This is a genomic window from Inquilinus sp. (assembly GCF_057815775.1).
On sequence record NZ_JBYRFX010000556.1, the window covers coordinates 1 to 4,136 of the forward strand.

A 4,136-nucleotide genomic window follows, 5' to 3' on the forward strand; every position below is an offset into this window, starting at 1 on the left:
CCGGCGGCAGACAATCCTGCCGCTATGCCGTCAGCCTAGGCCGGTGCCGCGCCGGAATTTTGTCCAGAAGCGACAGAAGCTGCCGCCGCCGCGCTGCCGCTTCGGGCCTCTATCGGATTTGCGGATCTGTCGACTGTGGTGCGCATGGCGGGATCTGCGGCGGCCCTGCCACCCATTCTCCCCCTCCCGCAAGGGGAGGGGGGACAAGAAAAAGGCGGGCCTGGCCTGTTCTGAAAAAGGTCTCGCAAGCGGGAGAGGCCAGGCACCACAGTCGACAGATCCGCAAATTCGATAGAGGCACAGAGCGGCAGCGCAGCGGCGGCAGCTTCTGTCGCTTCTGGACAAAATTCCGGCGCGGCAGCGGCCTAGGCTGAGGGCATAGCGGCAGGATTGTCTGCCGCCGGTTCCGCCGAGGCTCCCCGATGTCCGCCGTCCTCTCCTCCGTCGCCGCGCTCCTGGCCGGGGTCGGGCTGATGCTGTGCGGCAACGGGCTGCAGGCGGTGCTGGTGGCGGTGCGGGCGAACGATGCCGGCTTCGGCACCGTGGTCACCGGCCTGCTCGGCTCCGGCTACTATGCCGGCTTCGTGCTGGGCTGCCTGCTGGGCCCGCATCTGATCCGCCGCGCCGGCCATGTCAGGACCTTCGCGGCCGTGGCGGCGCTGGCCGCGGCGGTCGCCCTGTCCTTCCCGCAATATGTCCACCCGGTGCCATGGATCGTGCTGCGCGGCGGCACCGGCTTCTGCTTCTCGATCGTGTTCATGGTGATCGAGAGCTGGCTGAACGAGCAGGCAACCAGCCGGACGCGCGGCACGGTGCTGTCGCTGTACACCATCGTCACCCTGGTCGCGATCACGGTCGGCCAGATGCTGCTGGGGGTCGAGACCGGCAATCCGATGACCGCCTTCACCTGGATCGCGGTGCTGATCTGCCTGGCCGTGCTGCCGATCGCCATGACCCGGGTGGCGGCCCCGCCGGTGCCGCAGGTGGTGCGGCTGCGCCTGGCCCGGCTGGTCGCGACCTCCCCGGTCGGGGCCGCGGCCTGCCTGGTGGTCGGCATCTCCAACGCCGCCTTCTGGTCGCTGGGCCCCGTCTTCGCCCAGGCGCGCGGCTTCGACGCCGCGACGGTGGCGCTGTTCATGAGCGTGGGCGTGCTGGGCGGCGCCGTCGGGCAATGGCCGCTGGGCCGGCTGTCCGACCGGATCGACCGGCGCTGGACCATCGTGATCTCGGGCGTCGGCACCGCGGCCGCGGGATTCGCGCTGCTGGCCGTCAACGTCCTGCCGGCAGAGGCAGTGCTCGGCCTGGTCTTCTGCTACGGCGTCTTCTCGCTGCCGCTCTACGCGCTGGCCCTGGCCCACACCTTCGACCAGGTGCAGGCAGGCGAGTTCGTCGAGACCTCCAGCGGGCTGCTGCTGATCTACGCCATCGGCGCCGTCGCCGGCCCGGTGCCGACCAGCCTGCTGATGGTGCATCTGGGCACCCCGACGCTGTTCGCCTTCGTCGGCGTGGTGACCCTGGCGCTGGCGGCCTTCACCCTGTACCGGATGGGACAGCGCGCTCGTGCCCCGGCCGAGTCCCGGCCGGGCTTCGTGCCGCTGCAGCCGGCGACCCATGGCGTCGTCGGGCTCGACCCGCGGGCGCCGGAGACGCCCGCCCCGGAAACGCTCGCAGTCGAGATCACCAAAGCCTGATCAGGCGGCGCCGGCCAGCCGGTTGGTGTTGGCGGCACGCTGCAGCGAGGCGCGCACCGCACCTTCCGGCAGCAGGGCCGTGACATCCTCATCGCCCTGCACCAGCACCGTCTCGATCAGGTTGCGGGTCAGGCCGATGTCCTCGAGCTGCCGGTCGGTCAGCTCCATCAGCTCGTGATAGGTCATGTTGCGGTCGACGCTGCCGCGCAGGCGGAAGACACCGCGGATGAGGTAGGCGAGAAGCTGGTATCCCATGGTCATGTCCCGTTTCCGCTCCCGCTTGCGCGAGAATTATTGCATCGCACCATCGCCGACCGCATAGCGCGGCGACGCAGGCGAACGCTGCTTCAAAGGGAGTTTCCGGGATTGTCATTGTCTGGCGAGGGCTGAGCCAGCCATCTCGCAGGGCCAGCATGCACCGCATTTTGTGCGTCGCAACATCGAATTTGTGCATGGCAACATAGCGCGGTACGCGGCCATGGGGTGTCGGGGACGGAGCGGGCGCGGGATCGGCCACCGGCTTCCCCTGCGACATCTGATGCGCGATAAGGCTTCAACGCCTGCCCGATGCCGGAGCGCGCCGGGCCTTCCCAGATCACGGACTCGCTGCCGATGACCATCGATCTCGCCGAAGCCCTCGCCGCCGCCGTGGCCGACACCGGCGGCCGCTATGACGCCGCCGCCCTGCAGGAGCTGCTGGAGGGCGTCGTCGCCGCGCCGGCCGCCCTTGATGACCGGGACTGGATGGCGCTGGTGGCGCCGGAGGTGACCGAGGCCCAGGCCAAGCGGCTGCGTGCGGCGAAGGCTGCCGTGGCCGCAGCGCAGCGCCCGGCCGGGCCGCAGCCGGCGGAGCGGCTGGCGAAGCTGCGCGGCGCCCTCGCCCGCCTCGGCCTCGACGGCTATGTCGTGCCGCATGCCGACGAGCACCAGGGCGAATATTTGCCGGCGCGGGCCGAGCGCCTGGCCTGGCTGACCGGCTTCACCGGCTCGGCCGGGCTGGCCGTCGTCACCGCCGACCGCGCCGCGATCTTCATCGACGGCCGCTACACCATCCAGGCGGAACAGCAGACCGACCCGGCGCAGTGGGAGCGCCGGCACCTGCACCAGGACCCGCATGAGACGTGGCTGGCGGCGGCGATGCCCAAGGGCGGGAAGGCCGGCTACGACCCGCGCCTGGCCACCGTCGCCTGGGTCGAGAAGACCCGCCGCGCGGTCGAGGCTGCCGGCGGCACGCTAGTCGCGGTCGAGGAGAACCCGATCGACACGCTGTGGACCGACCAGCCGCCGGCCCCGATCTCGCCCACGATCGTCCAGGAGAGCGACGTCGCCGGCCAGGAGGCGCGCGACAAGCGGGCGGAGATCGCCCAGGCGCTGCAGCGCGACCGGCTGGACGCAGTGGTGCTGACCGCGCCGGAAAGTGTCGCCTGGCTGCTGAACCTGCGCGGCGCCGACGTGCCGCACACGCCGCTGCCGCTGTCCTTCGCCGTGCTGCATGCCGACGGGCTGGTCGATTTGTTCATCGACCGGCGCAAGCTGGTGCCGGGGGTCGACCGCCATCTCGGCAACGAGGTGGCGATCCAGCCGCCGTCCAGCCTCGGCCAGGCGCTGGAGGGGCTGGGCCGCGCCGGCAAGGCGGTGCGGATCGACGCCGGCTCGGCCAGTGCCTGGGTGCAAGACAGGCTGAAGGGCGCGAAGATCGATGTCGGCGCCGACCCCTGCGCCCTGCCCCGCGCCCGCAAGAACGCAACCGAGCTGGAGGGCACCCGCGCCGCCCATCGCCGCGATGCCGCCGCCGTCACCCGCTTCCTGGCCTGGCTGTCGCGCGAGGCGCCGTCCGGCACCCTCGACGAGGCCGGCGCCGCCGACAAGCTGATGGCGTTCCGGGTCGCGACCGGCGCCCTGCGCGACCTGAGCTTCGACACCATCTCCGCCGCCGGGCCGAACGCCGCCCTGCCGCATTACCGCTACAGCGCCGAGAGCAACCGGACCATCGAGCCGGGCAATGTCTATCTCGTCGACAGCGGCGGGCAGTATCGCGACGGCACCACCGACATCACCCGCACCATCATTGTCGGCACCCCGACCGAGGAGATGCGGCGCAATTTCACCCTGGTGCTGAAGGGCCATATCGCGATCTCGACCGCGCGCTTTCCCAAGGGCACCACCGGCTCGCAGATCGACGCCTTCGCCCGGCGGCCGTTGTGGGAGCACGGGCTGGACTACGACCACGGCACCGGCCACGGCGTCGGCAGCTATCTCAGCGTGCATGAAGGCCCGGCGCGCATCGCCAAGACGCCGAACACGATCGCGCTGGAGCCCGGCATGATCCTGTCGAACGAGCCCGGCTACTACGCCGCCGGCCGCTACGGCATCCGCACCGAGACGCTGGTGGTGGTGCAGCCCTGCGCGGCGCTGAGCGACGACAGCAGGATTTTCTACGAGTTC

3 protein-coding genes are annotated in these 4,136 nt (G+C 70.9%); 2 read left to right on the top strand and 1 reads right to left on the bottom strand.

The window, feature by feature from the left end:
- The first annotated feature begins 422 nt into the window (after positions 1 to 422).
- Positions 423 to 1,691 carry an MFS transporter gene (locus AC3XYG_RS19350; protein ID WP_489141493.1) on the top strand — a complete coding sequence of 423 codons (1,269 nt, stop codon included), beginning with the start codon at positions 423 to 425 and terminating at the stop codon, positions 1,689 to 1,691.
- Here AC3XYG_RS19350 and AC3XYG_RS19355 read toward each other — a convergent pair whose 3' ends face one another.
- Positions 1,692 to 1,952 (bottom strand): DUF1127 domain-containing protein, encoded by a 261-nt coding sequence (locus tag AC3XYG_RS19355; protein ID WP_489141494.1) that lies wholly within the window; start codon positions 1,950 to 1,952, stop codon positions 1,692 to 1,694.
- A gap of 351 nt (positions 1,953 to 2,303) precedes the next feature.
- On the opposite strand from AC3XYG_RS19355, the gene AC3XYG_RS19360 reads away from it, so the two are divergent.
- A partial coding sequence (locus AC3XYG_RS19360) for a M24B family metallopeptidase (protein WP_489141495.1) occupies positions 2,304 to 4,136 on the top strand: 1,833 nt, incomplete at its 3' end.

What these genes read in the sequence shown, in the direction of transcription:
- AC3XYG_RS19350 (WP_489141493.1), top strand. Translation starts at nt 423, where the DNA reads ATGTCCGCCGTCCTCTCCTCCGTCGCCGCGCTCCTGGCCGGGGTCGGG.
- AC3XYG_RS19355 (WP_489141494.1), bottom strand. Translation starts at nt 1,952, where the DNA reads ATGACCATGGGATACCAGCTTCTCGCCTACCTCATCCGCGGTGTCTTC.